Annotated in this window: 15 protein-coding genes and 1 riboswitch; of the genes, 8 read left to right on the forward strand and 7 right to left on the reverse strand. The window is 41.3% G+C overall.

Annotated features, from left to right (window positions below; translation table 11 throughout):
• Positions 1–15: 15 nt before the first annotated feature.
• The 3 genes from ilvN to ilvE all read right to left on the reverse strand — a co-directional run bounded on the left by ilvN (position 16) and on the right by ilvE (position 3,580).
• Positions 16–537: an acetolactate synthase small subunit gene (ilvN, locus tag K8O68_RS14550; protein WP_230897584.1), complete on the reverse strand. Its 522-nt coding sequence runs from the start codon at positions 535–537 to the stop codon at positions 16–18.
• Positions 534–2,255: an acetolactate synthase large subunit gene (gene ilvB, locus K8O68_RS14555; protein ID WP_230897585.1), complete on the reverse strand. Its 1,722-nt coding sequence runs from the start codon at positions 2,253–2,255 to the stop codon at positions 534–536. Before ilvB ends, ilvN begins: the two co-directional genes overlap by 4 nt.
• Before the next feature lie 413 nt (positions 2,256–2,668).
• The gene (ilvE, locus tag K8O68_RS14560) at positions 2,669–3,580 is read right to left on the reverse strand and encodes a branched-chain-amino-acid transaminase (RefSeq protein WP_230897586.1); all 912 of its coding nucleotides are present in this window, start codon (positions 3,578–3,580) and stop codon (positions 2,669–2,671) included.
• A 513-nt stretch (positions 3,581–4,093) separates the two neighbouring features.
• Here ilvE and K8O68_RS14565 point away from each other — a divergent pair.
• From K8O68_RS14565 to K8O68_RS14585, 5 genes are all read left to right on the forward strand, one after another.
• Positions 4,094–5,344: a two-component system sensor histidine kinase NtrB gene (locus tag K8O68_RS14565; RefSeq protein ID WP_230897587.1), complete on the forward strand. Its 1,251-nt coding sequence runs from the start codon at positions 4,094–4,096 to the stop codon at positions 5,342–5,344.
• Between the two features lie 230 nt (positions 5,345–5,574).
• Positions 5,575–6,999 (forward strand): SpoVR family protein, encoded by a 1,425-nt coding sequence (locus tag K8O68_RS14570; RefSeq protein ID WP_230897588.1) that lies wholly within the window; start codon positions 5,575–5,577, stop codon positions 6,997–6,999.
• A gap of 257 nt (positions 7,000–7,256) precedes the next feature.
• Positions 7,257–7,466 carry a hypothetical protein gene (locus K8O68_RS14575; protein ID WP_230897589.1) on the forward strand — a complete coding sequence of 70 codons (210 nt, stop codon included), beginning with the start codon at positions 7,257–7,259 and terminating at the stop codon, positions 7,464–7,466.
• Between the two features lie 120 nt (positions 7,467–7,586).
• On the forward strand, positions 7,587–8,231 hold the full coding sequence (locus K8O68_RS14580; RefSeq protein WP_230897590.1) for a TVP38/TMEM64 family protein: 645 nt from the start codon (positions 7,587–7,589) through the stop codon (positions 8,229–8,231).
• A 117-nt stretch (positions 8,232–8,348) separates the two neighbouring features.
• A complete protein-coding gene (locus tag K8O68_RS14585; protein ID WP_230897591.1) occupies positions 8,349–9,776 on the forward strand; it encodes a dihydrolipoyl dehydrogenase family protein in 1,428 nt (475 codons plus the stop codon).
• Positions 9,777–9,833: 57 nt separating this feature from the next.
• Here K8O68_RS14585 and tenA read toward each other — a convergent pair whose 3' ends face one another.
• The 3 genes from tenA to K8O68_RS14600 form a co-directional block, all read right to left on the reverse strand.
• Positions 9,834–10,499, reverse strand: coding sequence for a thiaminase II (gene tenA / locus K8O68_RS14590; protein ID WP_230897592.1), 666 nt, complete (start codon positions 10,497–10,499; stop codon positions 9,834–9,836).
• A 144-nt stretch (positions 10,500–10,643) separates the two neighbouring features.
• Positions 10,644–10,748: riboswitch (TPP riboswitch) on the reverse strand.
• 156 nt (positions 10,749–10,904) lie between these two features.
• Positions 10,905–11,741: a peptidoglycan editing factor PgeF gene (pgeF, locus tag K8O68_RS14595; protein WP_230897593.1), complete on the reverse strand. Its 837-nt coding sequence runs from the start codon at positions 11,739–11,741 to the stop codon at positions 10,905–10,907.
• Between the two features lie 93 nt (positions 11,742–11,834).
• Positions 11,835–12,020, reverse strand: coding sequence for a hypothetical protein (locus K8O68_RS14600; protein ID WP_230897594.1), 186 nt, complete (start codon positions 12,018–12,020; stop codon positions 11,835–11,837).
• 688 nt (positions 12,021–12,708) lie between these two features.
• Here K8O68_RS14600 and K8O68_RS14605 point away from each other — a divergent pair.
• Entirely contained in the window at positions 12,709–13,023 is a 315-nt protein-coding gene (locus K8O68_RS14605) for a hypothetical protein (protein ID WP_370640534.1), read from the forward strand.
• 45 nt (positions 13,024–13,068) lie between these two features.
• Here the strand turns inward: K8O68_RS14605 and K8O68_RS14610 are convergent, their stop codons facing one another.
• Positions 13,069–14,763, reverse strand: coding sequence for a M3 family oligoendopeptidase (locus tag K8O68_RS14610; RefSeq protein WP_230897595.1), 1,695 nt, complete (start codon positions 14,761–14,763; stop codon positions 13,069–13,071).
• A 185-nt stretch (positions 14,764–14,948) separates the two neighbouring features.
• Between K8O68_RS14610 and K8O68_RS14615 the strand changes: the two genes are divergently transcribed.
• Positions 14,949–16,121 (forward strand): MFS transporter, encoded by a 1,173-nt coding sequence (locus tag K8O68_RS14615; protein WP_230897596.1) that lies wholly within the window; start codon positions 14,949–14,951, stop codon positions 16,119–16,121.
• 103 nt (positions 16,122–16,224) lie between these two features.
• Positions 16,225–17,139, forward strand: coding sequence for a ketopantoate reductase family protein (locus K8O68_RS14620; protein WP_230897597.1), 915 nt, complete (start codon positions 16,225–16,227; stop codon positions 17,137–17,139).
• Positions 17,140–17,234 lie beyond the last annotated feature (95 nt).

Consider the following 17,234-nt stretch of genomic DNA (forward strand, 5'->3'; position numbering starts at 1 on the left):
CCTTGTAAAAATGTCTTATTTAAGAAGAGAGTAGGTCGTCATTTCTGCCACTTGCGGCTGGTGCCCGCGGGCGAATGCTGTAAGGCCGGTACGGGCAATGTCTTTAATGCCATATGGCCGGAGCAAATCAATGAGCGCCTCGATCTTATCCGGTTTCCCGGTTACCTGAATAGACAGGCTGTCTTTACTCACGTCAATAATGGATGCCCGGAATGGTTCAATCATGCCTTGGATCTCACTTCGATGGTGGGCGTTGCTGACTACTTTAATCAGGGCAAGTTCCCTCGCTACAATAGCTTTATCTGACAGGTCGGTGACCTTCAGGACGTCAATCTGCTTGTTTAATTGTTTTGTCAGCTGTTCAAGCTTTTGGTGGTCTTCCACATGAACCACAAAGGTCATTTTCGAAATTCCTTCAGTTTCTGTTCGGCCTACAGAGATGCTTTCAATATTAAATTGCCGTTTATGCATGAGGCCTGTGACACGGTTTAGCACTCCGCTTCTATTTTGGACGACTGCTGTGATGATACGTTTCATGGTTTCACACCTACCATTTCATGAATTCCTTTACCGGGTGCAATCATTGGATAGACATTTTCCTGCTGCAATACCCGGCAGTCCATGAGTACAGGGCCGTCGTAAGCCATTACCTCATGAATAATATCTGTAAATTCCTGCTGTGTCTCTATTTTCATGCCGCGGATGTTATAGCTTTCAGCCAGCTTTACGAAATCCGGCTGGACTCCGACAATCGATTCAGAATAGCGTTTATCATAGAACGCTTCCTGCCACTGCCTTACCATCCCTAGTGCGCCGTTATTTACGATAATGATTTTAACAGGAAGGCCTCTTTCCTGAAGGACCGATAATTCCTGTAAAGTCATTTGGAATCCACCGTCGCCTACAACAGCAACAACAGGATCTTCTGGTTTTGCAAGCTGGGCACCGATAGCTGCAGGGAAGCCGAACCCCATGGTGCCAAGTCCTCCTGATGTGACCCAGCGGTTAGGGCGTCCGAATGAATAATACTGTGCCGCCCACATTTGATGCTGCCCCACATCTGTGGTCACAATCGCTTCGCCTCTTGTAGCATGGTAGAGGGATTTCATAAGCCACTGAGGAACCATTTCTTCAGGAGGGTTGTTATACCAAAGCGGATAAGCCATTTTATTCTGGTTAAGCTGATCCATCCATTCCGAATGGTCCGGCCCTTCTTTTAACTGTTTCTTAAGCTCTGCTAACGCAGCTTTTGAATCAGAGACGATCGGAATATCAGTCGGTACGTTTTTGCCGATTTCTGCAGGATCAATATCTACATGAGCGACAGTTGCATTTTTGGCAAAGTAATTAAGGTTTCCTGTTAAACGGTCATCAAACCTTGCACCGATATTGATGAGTAAATCACATTCGGCGATCGCCATGTTTGCTGTATACGTTCCATGCATGCCGGCCATACCGAGGAACAAGTCGTGCTGACCCGGAAACGCCCCGAGGCCCAGCAGGGTGGACGTTACAGGCATGCTGTATTCTTCAGCAATTTCCAGTAAAATATCGGAGGCGTGCCCGTGAATAACGCCTGCACCGGTTAAAATTAATGGTTTCTTCGATTTTTTAATTGCTTCTGTCAGTTTTTTTATCTGAAGCGGATTAGGCTTTATAGTCGGCTGATACCCAGGCAGGTGAAAGGCTGACTGGTCTGTTTCTGTACACAAGTTTGCTGAAATATCTTTAGGAATATCAACCACTACAGGTCCTGGTCTGCCAGTGGAAGCAATATGAAATGCTTCTTTTATCACTTTTGGAAGTTCATAACTGGATTGCACCTGATAATTGTGTTTTGTAATAGGTGTCGTGATTCCCATCACATCGGCTTCCTGAAAAGCATCTGTCCCTGTGACAGAGGTGGCAACCTGTCCTGTAATGACAACGAGTGGGAGAGAGTCCATCATGGCATCTGCTATTCCTGTAACCAGGTTAGTAGCTCCCGGCCCTGAGGTAGCAATAACGACCCCCGGTTTTCCCGCTACCCTTGCATAACCTTCCGCGGCATGGATCGCTCCCTGTTCATGGCGGGTAAGGATATGCTCAAAATCCCCGTCTGACCGGTATAAAGCGTCATAAATAGGGAGGACGGCGCCACCAGGGTAACCGAAAATTGTTTCCACTTTCTGTTCAAGCAATGACTCTACGAGAATATCTGCACCTGTTTTCACTGCGGCTTCGGGCTTTGTGTTTAGCTTAGTATCTACCTTCACTTTATCTTCCCTCCTGAAAATATAGGCTTATAGTGTAAGTTGGACTAGGCGTCCAATATATGTCCAATATAAAAAGGCCTGTTTCTCCCGTGACATTCAGGGCCTGCTCTGCAGGTTTAAATGTTCAGCGGGGAGAAAAGGCCTTTACTTTTCTCGGTACCACCCGTTTTTACAATACTCTCGCGAATATTGTCTCATGAAGCAGGACAGATCATCTGCTGCTTCTTTTGATAACAGGTGCGTTCATACACCTGATTATGCCTACTAAAATGACTTGTTCAGCATAACACTCGGGGAGGATGTCGGATTAAGCTGTATTACCGGGCTTCCAGCAACCCCGGTTCTCTGTGAATACAGGCCCTTAAACCTTTTTTCCCATCATCGATTTTGAAATATAAAATTTTTAATTCAGACTAACTGACGATTGCCTTACCTGTTGAGGAAGAGTCGTAGCAAGCAACGCCGTCCGTTCTGACGACTTTTCTGAATTCCGATAACAGATGATTTGTTACTTTACCAGGTTTGCCGTCCTGAATCTTTCGCCCATCTACTTCAACGACAGCAATGACTTCGACAGCCGTGCCTGTAAGGAAAACTTCATCGGCAACATAAACATCATGCCGTGTAAACGGTGTTTCCTTCATTTCGTACCCATGCTTTTCAGCAAGATCAATAATGACATTCCGGGTGATTCCTTCAAGCGCTCCGAGATAAACAGGAGGTGTATAAATGGTATTGTTTTTTACTAAAAAGATATTATCAGCAGAACCTTCGGTGACATACCCTTGATCATTCAGCATCAGGGCTTCATCTACACCGGCCTGGTTAGCTTCCAGTTTTACAAGTATATTATTTAAATAGTTCAGCGACTTAACTTGAGGACTGAGTACATCCGGTCTGTTTCTCCGGCTGGCTACTGAGCCGACTCGCAGGCCGCGCTGATATAATTCTTTAGGGAAAAGCGCGAGCGCCTCAGCAATCACAATAACCTGGGGCTCAGAACAGGAGGAAGGATCGAGTCCTAAGTTTCCCCGTCCTCTGGAGATGACTACTCGGATATAAGCACTATCCAGTTTGTTTTTTCTGACCGTGTCCACAATAATCTGCTCCAATTCCTCCTTCTCGTATGGAATGCTTAGCATTATTGATTGTGCAGATTCATAGAGGCGCTGAAGGTGTTCATCCAGTTTAAAAACATTTCCGCTGTAAACCCTAATGCCTTCAAACACCCCGTCACCATATAGAAATCCATGATCATAAACAGAAACGACGGCTTCTTCCTTTTTAACAAATTTGCCTCCAAGAAAAATCCACTGGCTGCTCATACCGATCCACTCCTTTCTTTAAAGTTTAGACGCTGTAACGTGTTAAAATTATAAGGACTAATATTAGCCTTCCGTTCATTCTAATTTCAGAGTTTTTACTCTCCAAATTTTAAAAATGAAAAAAGGCCGCTGCGGGAAAATTCAAGTCTTTAAAATGTGTAACGTCTGGCCAACAAATATGATATTGACGCCAATAATACAGCCAAAAACAGTGAAGGTCAACAGCTATTTGTTAAAAATTCTAACATTTCAAAACTATCAGTTATATAGTAACCGCTTACATTATTGCAGTTGAGCCGAATAAATTAAATTTTCTGATAAATTGTAAATTTTTTTAAAGCGCTTACAATAGAGGGTCTCAGTCAAGCAGAACAGTAGGAGTTTAAGAAAAAGGGGTGTCTGGTAATTATATCCTAAAGAACAGTTTAATAATTTATTAGAAAATGTATTGCTTCAAAGAACAGCTTACTGTTTAAATAGACTTAGACAGTTAATGTAAAGGAAGGATTAATAATGGATGGAAAGTTTGGTAATTTTTTGGATGATAACAACGACTTAGACTTAAATGTTGACATGATTATTAATGCCCTGCCTTTTGGTGTATTAGTTGCAAATGTTAAGGGCGAGTTTAAGCATATGAACACAAAAATTAGTGAAATATGGGGGGGAGACCCTTCTAAACGAACCCGCCATTCAATTTATGACAATTATGAAGGATACTACAAAAACACCGGCAAAAAAATAGCTGTTGGAGAATGGGCGGTAGTGAAAGCTGTAGAAAAAGCAGAGTCAACCTTCGGTGAAGTCATTGATATTATCAGGCTGGACGGAAAGAAAGCCACAATCCTTAATTCTGCCATTCCGTTGTTTGACGATACAGGAAACGTCAAAGGGGCAATTCTTACTATATCTGATATTACTGATGAAAATAAAATAGAATGGGAACTCGACATACATAAACGTTATCTGCATAATCTTGTCGAGGAGAAAACAAGTGAGATTCAGGCTCAAAACCGGAAACTTCAGGAAGAAATATCAGAACATAAACGGATGCTGAAGCAGAAAGACAGAATAGACAAACTTAAGCTGGTTGGAGATATAGCTGTCGGATTTGCACATGAAATCCGAAATCCGCTGACAACGGTAAAAGGATTTTTACAAGTTTTTAAAATGAGAGATGAATTTAAGGGGCATCTGGACAGCATTGAGCTTATGCTGTCAGAGTTGGATTATACGGATGAAATTATAAAAGATTTTTTAACTTTAGCTGATAATAAAAGAAATGAAATCAATAGATACAATTTAAATGATTGTATTCAAAAAATAAAACCGGTAATTATGGCTCAGTCGGCAGTAGATGAAAAAAAACTTATAATAGAAATGGCATCTGAACTTCCTGATACTCTGATAGATGAAATAGAAATCCAGCAGCTCATTCTCAATTTGGCAACGAATGCATTGGAATCAATGGAAAGCGATAAGTCTCTTACTATAAAAACTGAGGTTGAAAATGACCATGTTGTGTTGTCAGTCAAAGATGAAGGACCTGGCATTTCAGACAGTATAATTGAAGAATTAGGGAGGCCTTTTTTATCTACAAAACCCGGCCATCAGGGGATGGGGCTTTCTGTTTGTTACAGTATTGCAAGACGGAACAATGCTGATATAGACTTTGAAACTGGCCCATCAGGGACAGTATTTTTTGTTAAATTCCCGGTTTTTATTAAAAAAGAAGAAGATTTAGAGGCTGAGACAACAGAATAGCAACCTTATAGACATCCGAACCAAACTTTAAATGAATGTGATTCGGATGTTTTTTATATAAGAACGGATGTCAGTCAGCCAGGTGAACGTTTTAAACCCTTCAGCGTGGTTTTCGCGTGAGGTTTAAGAGACAATAAGTTTTTCTAATGGGTGATTGATTAAGCAAATCTCTCATCATTTAGCTGACTCACACATAAATTGTAATAACCGGAAAACAAGGAGGAAGCTAAATGAGCGGACAACTGGAACTGGGCCGTGCCATTGAAGAAATTACTGAAATTGCGGAAAGTTTCGGGCTTGATTTTTACCCGATGAGATATGAAGTGTGTCCCGCGGATATTATTTATACGTTTGGTGCCTATGGTATGCCGACACGTTTTAATCACTGGAGCTTTGGAAAACAATTTCATAAAATGAAACTTCAATATGACTTAGGTTTAAGTAAAATTTATGAATTAGTCATTAACTCTGATCCTTGTTATGCTTTTTTACTTGACACGAACTCATTAATACAAAACAAGCTGATAATAGCTCACGTACTCGCCCACTGTGATTTCTTTAAGAATAACGCCCGGTTTTCAAATACCCGAAGAGATATGGTTGAAAGCATGACAGCTACAGCGGAAAGAGTCCACCATTATGAGACTGTACACGGCAAAGAAGAAGTAGAAAAATTTCTTGATGCGGTCCTGGCTATTCAGGAACATATTGATCCAGGGCTTCAGCGCTCCAAGTTAAGTTGGTCTATGGAGGATGTCTGGGTGGATGTTGAAGAAGAAGAAGACCAGAAGAAAGAAAGCCCTTACGATGATTTATGGAATTTAGATGAGAAAGGTAAGGCAAACAGGCCGTTGCCTGCAAGGAAGAAAAAGGCGTTTCCGCCTGAACCGGAAAAAGACCTTTTATTATTTATTGAGCATTACAGTAACGAGCTTGAAGGCTGGCAAAGAGATATATTAACTATGATGCGCGAAGAAATGCTCTACTTTTGGCCTCAGCTTGAAACGAAGATTATGAATGAAGGGTGGGCCAGCTACTGGCATCAGAGGATTATCAGAGAGATGGATCTCACATCAGATGAATCGATTGAGTTCGCAAAGCTCAATGCGGGGGTGGTCCAGCCTTCCCAAACCCAAATTAATCCTTATTACCTTGGATTGAAGATTTTTGAAGACATAGAAAAAAGATATGACAATCCGACTGAAGAGATGAAGGAGCGGCAAGGGGTCAAACCTGGCAGCGGGAGAGAAAAAATCTTTGAAGTCAGAGAAATAGAATCTGATATCTCTTTTATTAGAAACTATTTAACAAAAGATTTAGCAGCTCAGGAAGATATGTATTTATTTCAAAAACATGGAAGAGATTATAAAATTGTGGATAAAGACTGGGAAGAAGTTCGGGAGCAGCTTATTACAAGCAGGGTGAATGGAGGTTTCCCATTTATAACTGTAAAAAACGGGGATTATTTAAAAGCCGGAGAGTTATATTTAACTCATGAATTTGAAGGGGTAGAACTTGATACGAAATATCTCGAAAAAACACTTCCATATTTACACCAGCTTTGGGGAAGGCCGGTTCATATGGAAACGGTACTTGCAGACAGGAAAATCGTTTTCTGCTATGACGGAAAAAAGATATCCAAAAGGTATGTGTAGGACTTAAGAGGCTGGGACAAAAGAATAGTAAAGAAAACCGAACAAATCTTATGATTTTTGTTCGGTTTTTCGCTTTTGTACTTAACTCTATAAATAGTAATGGCAGTGATTTCAGTCCGCCAGGCGAACGCTTGCCCAGGGGCTTGTCTTCAGCTAAATTCAACTCAGCCTGGAGCTTCGTTGAATTGGATCTTCAGACTGCGCTTAATCCCTCGGGCGTCGCCGCCTTCTGTCCTTCAATCAAAAAAAGCTAAAAAATGATGAGGGTCAAAAATCACGAGACGCCTGCAGGAAAAGCATCTTCTGAAGATCCCGCAGGCGATCTTTGCCGAGGAGCTGAAGAGATGCCTGCGGCAAGCGAGTGCGTTTGTGAACCTCATCTCATCTTATGGTCTATTGTGAATTTATTCTTCGGTTATCCTGGATTTAATTTAGTTTTGTCTCAGCCTCTTTCAGCTAATGTATGACGGTATGGGGAAAAAGAGGGAAAATTTCCTTGTTTAATTTTGAATAATTATAAATGATTAGTATGAGGGGATATGGTATGTTTACTATATTCCAGATACGAGAGGGGGCTTATAAAGTTTATGCATAATATAAAACCTGTTACGATAATAAAAATAACCAGTGTTCTTCTCATTACAGGTTTTCTTTTTTGGTTTAACTGGCGCTATGTGAATCTGGGGCCTGAAGATATAAAAACGGTCTTTCACGGTTTCGGTTGGGCCGGGCCAATAGTATTTGTTACGGTTTATATTTTTCGCCCTCTCGTCCTGTTTCCCGCTTCAATTTTATCTCTGGCAGGAGGCCTGATATTTGGTCCGTTTCTTGGAATGGCTCTAATTATTACAGGTGCAGCCGGAGGAGCGACCCTTTCTTTCTGGATTGCAAGAAAACTCGGAAAAAATATTGCAGCAAAAAATTGGACAGGCAAAGCTGAAAAAATACAAAAGCAGCTTGAAAGAAACGGGTTTATATATATTTTAAGCCTGCGTCTGATACCTGTTTTAAATTTTGATCTTATCAGTTATCTTTCAGGTATTTCTAAAATCTCATTCCGGCATTTTCTGATTGGAACGGTTATTGGAATAGTACCTGCTACTTTTGCTTACAGTTTTCTTGGTTCCAGTTTTGCGTCGGGAGACATGTCAGTCATTATTTTTGCATTGTCCTTATTTCTTGTCGTAAGCTTAGTTCCTTTATTATTAAAAAAAAGGTTGAACCATTTGTAAGTAGCGTTGTTAAGACTGAACCGCTTTCCGACTACTTTCCGGGGATTTGGGGAATACCGTATTAGCGAAACTATTTGACAGAGCCTGCAATAGAGGCGGCCGCAAAGGAGGAAGACTATGAAAGCCTACGATATAGTAGTTATAGGAGGCGGTTCAGCAGGATTAACTGTGGCAGCAGGAGCCGCCCAGTTTGGTGCTGAAGTCGCTTTAATAGAAAAAAAGAACACATTGGGCGGAGATTGCCTCCATTACGGCTGTGTTCCTTCTAAAGCTCTTATTGCAGCAGCAAAAGAGGTCCATCAGCTTTATAAATCAGCGGAGACATTTGGTTTAACTGTAGATGGTAAACCTGGATGGCAGACAGCTAAAGAAAAAGTAAAGGAAGCTGTGGCATTTATTCAGGAGCATGACAGCGAAGAGAGGTTTCGTGATCTCGGTATCGAGGTGATTTTTGCGGGAGCGCGCTTTAGAGACAACCATCATATTCAATTATCTTCAGGTTCAATTATTAAAGGAAAGCGAATAGTTATTGCCACTGGTTCCAGTCCTGTCATTCCTCCTATTGAAGGGATAGAGTATCTCCAGACAGTAACAAATGAAACGGTATTCGATATGGAAAATCTGCCTGACCGAATGGTTATGGTTGGCGGAGGACCGGTAGGACTGGAACTTTCACAGGCGCTCAGCAGACTTGGGGTACACGTTACAATTGTGGATTCAGCCTCCGAAATTCTGCAGAAAGAGGATGAGGACATTTCTAAGCTTGTAATAGAACAATTAAAATTAGAAATGACTGTTCTTAATTCCTCAACAGTTGAAAAAGTTATAAAAAAAGAAGGGCAAACGTTCGTTGTTATTAAAGGGGAACACTCGCAGGAATTAGAAGCCGATACGCTTTTTATAGCTGCAGGCAGAAAGCCCAACACAGAAGGCCTGGCATTGGAGAAAGCCGGAGTGGATGTGAATAATAAAGGTGAAATAATAGTAAAAGAGACGTTACAGACGTCCCAGCCCAATATTTATGCAGCGGGTGACGTCAACGGAGCTTTTCCATTTACACACGCTGCCGGCCATGAAGGAAAAACCATTGTGGCAAATGCGGTGTTCGGACTGAAAAGAAAAGTGTCCTACGAGAATGTTCCCTGGGCTTTTTATACTGATCCTGAAATCTTTCATCTTGGTAAAACAGAAAAGGAAGTTCGTAAAGAAAAAGGCCGTGACTATTATGTCTATTCAATGGACAGCAGCCGTGTTGACCGGATGATTGCCGAACAGGACAAGCTGTCAGTCGTAAAAGTAATCACTGATAAGAAAGGAAAAATCCTGGGGGCGCACGCTGCAGGAGGACATGCAAGTGACTGGATGCAGCAGCTGATCTATATGAAAACTAATAACGATTCTTTCAGTAAGGTTTCAAACAGCGTCTATCCTTATCCATCAAGAGGGGAAATCGTTAAAAATGCAGGGGATTTATACTGGCGTGAAAAACTGTTTGAGAGCGGCATGTCAAAAGTTATGGCTAAATATGTCTCGCTGTTCCGGTAAGGATTGAACAGAAGATGTCCCGAAAGTCAGGCTTTCGGGACATCTTCTTTACAGGCCCTATACCGGCCATTTCTGTAAAGTATAAGCCATATCAAAAAACATGTATTCCATTCGGCAAGCTGTATAAAAGTGTTTTTTCATATCCGCTGTTTCCTTTTCGGAAGCATTTACGGCAAGTTCATCTAAGCGGTCGATTGTCTTTTGGATGCGGGGCATCTTCTGAGCGCCGTAGAAAGAAATCCATGGATAGAACGGGTGGTTTTCATCCGGCTGAAAGTCTTCCATAAGTTTCTCTCCAATATACAGATAGATCCAAGGGCAAGGCAAAGCAACTGCCAAGGCTTCACCTAAAGTCCCGTTTGATGCTATCTGGAGCATAAACTGACTGTAATGATGCGCTGCGGGGGCAAGGGATTCTCCTTGAAGGTCTTCATATTTTACCCCTGCCTGTTCGCAAAAATTATTATGGGGATGGGTTTCGTCATTTAAGATAAAAGAAATCCCTTCGTTTAATAGAGCCATATCTTCACGTGTCGTGCATTTAGCCATAGTTAAAGCCCGTGTCTGGATCATCGCATTTAAATATTCATAGTCCTGTCTCACATAATGAAGCAGCTGCTCTTTCCGGAGCTCCCCTTTCCCAATACCTTGAACAAACGGATGATAATAGCAGGCTTTAAACAATTCCTCTGTTTCATGACGCAAGTCTTCACTAAAAGTCATAAAAATATCCTCCTTTTTATTTCCAAGATCCACAGGAAAACGGGGGAAAGAGACGTGCCCTTATAAACAAATAAGCCATTCCCGGAAAGGAATGGCGTAACGGACACGGATGAATTGATTGCTGGATATGATAAAAAAACATCACGAGCTGCTGCACCACTTCCCTACGCTAGTATAAACTAGATCAGGTTCGAAGGGATCAAGATTCCTTTCTTGTCTCAGCCTTTACAGGCACCCCTAGTGGATCTTATATGGAATTATTTTCAGATTACCATTGGTCAGGAAGAAAATCAACTAGCTTCTTAATAGTTAAGAGTAAAGTAACATTGCTGTAAAGTGACCGCCCTGACTGGCGGTCGTAAGGTTACAGGCTAATCCTCATCAAGCAGACGGGAGTACCGGGCACTACTGCTCATCTTTTACACCAATAAAACTAAGCATTCTGCCTGTCTTTCCTTTGTCTCTCCGGTGTGAAAAGAAAAGATCATCCTGGCAGCTGGTGCAGTAAGTTGATACATGAATATTTTCTTCACGTACCCCGGCCTGAAGAAGGAGCAACTTGTTTACAGTTTTTAAATCAAGGCGGTACTGCCCTTCACTGACTTTTTCGTATGGAGCCGTACTTTTGGCTGGACAGTTTTCAAGCGCTTCATCAACTTGAGTGACCACCCGGTCATCAACGATGTAGCAGCAGCTGTCAATGGAAGGGCCGATTGCTGCGTGAATGGAAGAGGCAGGGATATTCTCAGTCATTTCCCATAGCTGCACCATTTTACCTGAAATATTTTTGACTGTCCCTTTCCATCCGGCATGGGCAATCCCTGCAAAACCCTGCTCGGGAGCATAAAAATATACAGGCACACAGTCAGCGTAACACAACGTCAGTAATATATTTTTTTTATTCGTATAAAAGGCGTCCGTTCCTTTTATGCTCTCATCATAATTTGTCGTACCGAATCCTGTAAGTTTTTCTGTAATTTTAACGATCTGGTCCTGGTGCACCTGGTCAGCACAGGCCCATTTAGAAAGGGGGAATCCTAATTCTTCAGCTAACTGCATCCGGTTAGCTGCCACGTCTTCAGTATTATCACTTACATGTAAACCTAAATTGTTAGTACGGAAGGGGCCGTTGCTTATCCCTCCGTTCTTTGTCGTGAATCCTGCTATCAGACCTGGCGAAAGTTCTGCCCATTCTTTTAAAATTAAGCGGGAATCGCTGTGGTGTTTAAAAGGTTCGTTCATCACTGTCCTGCTCCTTTCATATTAAAACTCTGCACGCATAAAAAAATAAGCACGGGTTTAAATAAACTCCCCGTGCTTCAGCTATATTCGGAGTTACTGTTTTTTGTCTTCCGATTCATACATTTCGTATATTTTTGGCACTTCCTGCTTTTTATTTTTTTGTGCAGATTTTTTTAATTTATATACTGTAAAAGATGCAGCGAGAAAGACAAAGATCATAATAATATAGGCATAGCCCATTCCGCTGTCTGATGGATCAGGCACTGTAAATATATCCATACAGAATCACAGCCTTTCCTAAGAGTCTTGCTGTACACAAATATTATAACAAGTTTACGGGAGGTTTTCTCTACTTACGCTCAAATTTCAAGTTTTACAGGCTTAGGAGACTGGCAAGACTTTTGGTTGCCGGGAAAATATTATTAATCACGACCTGTAAAGGAGACACTCATCTCACACGGTGCATAAATTCTGCTCCTTTTAAGTGTCATTTTCCCGATTGCCGGGTAGGTGACTTATGTCTGCTGTTTATTATCCCGGCATTACAATAAACTGCCAACAAACCAAAAAAAAGCACCCGATTAAGGGTGCTGAAAGGGGAGGGAGGGCAAATTAACTGAAGAAATGGCCCACCACTGCGAAGAAAAAGACGACGCTCATGCCAAAAAATGTCTGTCTCATTTTGAAGACCTCCTTAGGGAATGGGTGTAATGCGATAAACAGCCGAAAAGCAGGAATAAACCTCGTATAATTGCGTTTAGTAAGATTAAACTGTTATATCGTTGTATATCTCAATATATCGGAATTTTAATATATATAACGAGATTTGTGAAGAGGTTTTTAACATTTTTTTATAGAAAAAATTTCGATTATTTTCGCACTATTAGTTTTCCCTCACACACAAATTTGAAACTCAACTTATACCTGTTCGTATATTGATTAACAGATCAAGCTAAAAAGGAGGTTAATGATGAAATTGATCGCGACTCAGCCTTATTTTAAGGTTCAAAGAGAAGTAAACAGTATAGAACAAAAGAATGTAGAAGATGACCGGACATTATATTTGTATGAAGATAAATTAATGACAAAGCACCGTGAATTTCCTGCGGATAAAATATTTGATATGTCTTTCCGTAAACTTCCGAAAGGGGAAGGAATATTATTTATTCATACGAGCCAGGGTGTGTTTTCTTATACGGTAAAAAAAGATCCGGAGGAGTTTATTCAAGCTTTTAAATCGCTTGAGAAGGAAATTTTAAAGAAAAAAAGAGAGGAAAACTGACAAAGTTAAACCGGTCGCCAAAGCAGGCTGACCGGTTTATTTAATTTATGGACGCAGGTCATGTAATTCTTTTTCGACAAAACCCATTAGTTCTTTAATCATTTCTTCCGAAAAATCGAAGCGGATGCCTGCTTCTTTATAAACATCAATTAAAGATTTTGAAGCCCCAAGAGATAAAGCATTCTTATAATTGTTCAGAGTCTGTTCAGGGTTTTCACGATATTGTTTATACATCTGGACTGCTCCGAGCTGGGCGATCACATATTCAATGAAGTAAAAAGGCACTTCAAAGATATGAAGAATACGAAGCCAGGAAGTTTCCGCCCACTTTTCATAACCGCTCCAGTCAACGACAGATGAATTCAGGCTCTGCTGGAGTTCAAAGAATTTTTTGTTGCGTTCTTCTGCTGTGTGGGAAGGGTTTTCGTACATCCAGTGCTGGAACTGGTCGACTACCATTCCCATAGGCAAAAATTCAATTATTCCTTTCAATTGTTCCTCTTTCGCCCTTATGAGGTCTTCTTTATTATTATAAAACACGTCCCACTGATCCATCGTTAAAAGTTCCATCGTCATACTTGCCAGCTCTGATGATTCCATAGGGGTGTCCCTGTATTTGCTAAGTGGAATGTCTTTCTTAAAATCGTTATGGATGCAATGTCCCATCTCATGAAGAAGAGTAATCATATCATCGTGGGTCCGCGACGCATTCATAAAGATAAAAGAGAGTTCTGAAACTGGTAAAGGAGCGCAAAAACCACCTGGTGATTTTCCTTTACGTGTCGTTAAATCAAGCATGCCCCGGCTATCCATTTCAGTCAGCAGCTCCTCAAACCGTTTATCCATATTGGAAAAGATAGAAGCGGTTTTTTTCACCAGTTCATCTCTTTTCTCAAATGGCTTCAGCGGATCGAGTCCTTCAGGAACGCCTTTCGTATCCCATGGTCTGTATATGTCTGTGCCTAATTCCTGCTGGTGGTCTTTCTGAATTTTTTCTTTCAGAGGAGTGACATGTTTTCTCACTGCTTCAGCCAACTTTTTGCAGTCGTCAGGCGTATAATCGAAGCGCTCATATTTCTTAAACATGTAATCTCTATAATTTTCAAGGTTTGCGTTTTCCGCTTTTTTCTGACGGAGTTGAACTAACTCATCCATTATTTTTTGTAATTCCGGTTCGATGGAAATAAATGCTTCAGCAGCCTTTTTAACTGCTTTTTTTCTCGTCGGTCTGTCAGAAACCTGGGTGAAAGGTGAAATTTCGCTCAGCGTTTTTTCTTCGCCGTCCCAGTTTACCGTCAGGTTTCCGGTATGTTCAAAATAACTGGTAGCAAGGCGGTCCTCTTCCACTTCCAGTTTAATATTTTCTTCCCGGAATAATTCCTTAGCGTTCTTCTTACTCTTAATAAACTGTTCGTAATAGCGCTTGTCAAGAGCTTCTAATGTTGGTTGTGAGAGAATTTTTTCATCAAGAAGGGCTTCATACCGCTTGACTAAAGGTTCAATTACTTGCTGGTCATGTTCAAATGCCTGTTTAGCTTTCTCAGAGTTACTGTGGCATTGGAAGTCTATGTAATGGCCTGTCAAACCTTCCTCCAGAGCATCAAATAAAAAAGACTGTCTTTTAAGCCAATCTTCCATTGCTTCCGCTGAGTCTGCCTTCTCATTCAACAGCTGCTGAAAAGAGGATTCGATAGATTCAACGTCCTGAAAATCCAGCTTCTCTTCATAGAATTTTGTCATATTTCTCCTCCTTAGAAAATAAATATCCATATCTTTAAGGATAATATATATTTTTTGAAAGGTCTAAATAAATTACACAATCACTTAAAGATAATTCATCGTACGTTAAAAAAACAGAGTATGATATGATTCAACTGTGGTAATAGTAATAACTTTTATTATTTTAGGGGGAGACAGGGAAGAAGATGAAGAAAACATTAGTAATGGTCCTGATTATTCAATTTCTAGTATATGCCGGCTTCGGAATGGTCATTCCGGTTTTGCCTGAAGTGGTTGCCGGGGTGAGCGGGAGGGCCGGACATATTGGGGGAGTGCTGGCTGTGTATTCCCTGGCTTCATTTTTAACATCCCCAGCATGGGGCCATTTGGCTGACCGCCATGGCAGGCGGCGGATTCTCATCACAGGTCTGGCAGGTTATTCAGCCGGTTTTTTTCTGTTTGGCTTATACCTCGATTCTCTGCTGATGATGTATCTTTCGCGTGTCCTGAGCGGGGTGTTTGCCGGAGCTCTTTATGCAGCAGCTATGTCGACTATTTCAGATATATCTGATGATAAAACCAGAAACCGTAATCTCGGTTTAGTAGGAATGGCTATTGGAGTGGGGTTTATTATCGGACCTGCCTCAGGGGGGCTTCTCAGTGTATTCGGGTATGGAGTGCCTTTCTTTTTAGCAGGGGGGATCCTGCTTGTTCTAATACCGGTGGCCTGGACAAATTTAGATGATGCCAGCTGGGTGAAGGTTGAAGCAGAGCCGGAGCAGAAATGGCTTCCTTCTCTAAAACTGCCTTCCGCCAATCTGCTTAAACTTTTACTGCTCATGAGTTTTAGTGCTTCCTTTTTATTGGCCGGACTGGAAAGTGTCTTTCAGATTTATGGGATTGATATGATCAACATGACTCCTGCAGAAATGGGAATGCTCTTTCTTATCAGCGGAATTATTCTGGCAGGGGTTCAGGGAGGTTTATTGCGGAAAGTAAAGACAGGTACAGAATACAGATGGATTATTCTGGGGCAGGCGGCTTCAGGCTTAGCTTTCCTCCTTATGGCTCTTGTCTTTAACCTTGTGCTCGCAGCGGTTTATTTAATTTTATTTGTAGTAGGAAATGCCGTAATCAGAACCTTGTCTCTGTCCTTAATCACAAGGGCGAGCGGCGAGCGGTCAGGCTATGCGTCCGGTCTTCAGTTTTCAGCAGACAGCATGGGAAGAATACTTGGACCTCTCCTGTTTGCCTTCCTTTACGATTTGCAGGGCGGCAGCCTGTTTTACATAGCCGCCGGTTTTTCATTTATGGTTGTCTTGTTTATTGTGTTGAAAAGAGAGCGGCTCAAAGTAGCCTCTGCTGTCTTAAAGGACTAGATCCTATGTTTAAAAGAGGAGTTGAAGAAGAGGAAACTCAAAAAAGGAGTTTTCTCTTTCTTTGTGGAATGAGTGTAAAACAGAATTGATGAGGAGGAGTAGAATGAGAGTTTTAGTATTAGGTGCAGGTGCTACAGGAGGCTATTTTGGAGGAAGGCTTCTTGAAAAAGGAGAAGACGTTACTTTTCTGGTAAGAGAAAAAAGAGAGCAGCAGCTGAAAGAAGAAGGTCTTGTAATAAAGAGTAAACACGGAGATGCCCAGTTAAGGCCCCGCACAATTAGAGCAGGAAGCGGAGATGACCCATTTGATGTTGTATTCATTGCCACAAAAGCCTACCATTTAAAAGAAGCATTAGAAGCAGTGGAACCTTTTGTAAGGGAATATACTACGGTCATTCCTTTATTAAATGGGATTGAACACTTAGATGAAATGAGGCGATTCTTTTCAAAGGATCAGGTAATAGGGGGATTATGTTTTATAGAATCAACTTTAAACGAGAAAGGCCATATTATACAGACGAGTGAGACGCACGAACTTGCTTATGGAGAATGGTCCGGCAGGGAAACGGATCGGGTTAAAAAATTATCTGAGACTTTTTCAGGCACGAAAGCGTCTTTCCGGCTTAGTGACACTATTGAACAGGATATGTGGCAAAAATATTTATTTATCACCACTCTTTCCGGAATGACTTCACTTATGCGCTCTTCAATTGGCCCTGTCCTGGATACTTTGGAGGGAAGAACGTATTTTCAGCAGCTGTTTGAAGAAGTACGTCTGACTATGGCTGAAAACGGGGCTCCTTTAGCGGAAGGAATTGTTGAAAAACAAATGGCATTAACAGAAAAGTTAGGTTACAATATGAAATCTTCTATGCTGAGAGATATTGAAAAAGGCTTACATATTGAAGCTGACCATTTACAAGGTTATTTATTGTTGCTGGCCGAACGGACGGGAGTGGAAACGCCTTTGTTGCGTTTAATCTATCAGCATTTAAAAGTATATGAAAAAAACCTTTAATAAACAAGCGGGCTATTATAAAGAGAGACCTTGAAAATTGGAAGTGCAGATATAAAAAAGAGTATCCCGTCAAACAACGGGATACTCTTTTTGTT

This window comes from Salipaludibacillus sp. CUR1, assembly GCF_021028955.1.
Classification (GTDB): Bacteria; Bacillota; Bacilli; order Bacillales; family Salisediminibacteriaceae; genus Salipaludibacillus.